This is a genomic window from Streptomyces sp. NTD91, from assembly GCF_059510455.1.
In genome coordinates, this window is sequence record NZ_JCAJZW010000142.1 from 1 (window position 1) to 877 (window position 877).

An 877-nucleotide genomic window follows, 5' to 3' on the forward strand; every position below is an offset into this window, starting at 1 on the left:
TACTGCAACCGCATCTGGGGTGACGATCAACGGTGTCTGTCGTTGATGTGACTGTGTGCTGATGGGTTGACGGTCGAGCAGGTTGAGTCGTGGTCCGAGGGGATAGCCGGGCTGCATGCCCGGTTCGCCCACCGTTTTGGCAGGTCCGAGCCGCGCGAGCGTGCACTGGACTACCTGCAGGGGCTGGTCGCACCCCTGGAGAAGAAGAACGGCTGGACGCTGGCCGAGCAGGTCGGCCAGCTCCGCCCGGACGGTGTCCAGCGCCTACTCAACCTCTCCGACTGGGACGAGGACGCAGTCCGTGATGATGTCCGTGACTTCGTCGTGGAGACCATCGGCGCCAAGGACGCGGTCCTGATCGCCGATGACACCGGCTTTCTGAAGAAAGGCACCAAATCCGCCGGCGTCCAGCGCCAATACTCGGGTACTGCGGGCCGCACGGAAAACTGCCAGATCGGAACCTTCCTGGCCTACGCCTCGGCCCGGGGACGTGCCCTGATCGACCGCGAGCTCTACCTCCCGGTCTCCTGGACCGATGACCGGGACCGCTGTCGGGCCGCCGGCATCGACGACGAGATCTGTTTCGCGACCAAGAACGAGCACTTCAGGCGGATGCTGCAACGCGCCATCGACGCCGGCGTGCCCTTTGCATGGGTGACCGCGGACGAGGCATACGGGCAGGTCAAGCACACACGTTTCTGGCTGGAGCAGCGCAAGGTCGCCCATGTGCTGGCCACCAAGGTCAACGACACGGTGGTCACGACCGGCTGGGCCGAGGCCCGGGTCGACGAGCTGATCGCCGCGCTGCCCCGACAACGCTGGAAGCGGCTGTCGGGCGGGCCGGGCGCGCACGGCGAACGCGTCTACGACTGGGCGC

The 877-nt window shown here is 66.5% G+C and carries 1 protein-coding gene; it reads left to right on the forward strand.

From position 1 onward, the window contains the following. Positions 1-66 precede the first annotated feature (66 nt). A partial coding sequence (locus AC5WRT_RS38945; RefSeq protein WP_496101103.1) for an IS701 family transposase occupies positions 67-877 on the forward strand: 811 nt, incomplete at its 3' end.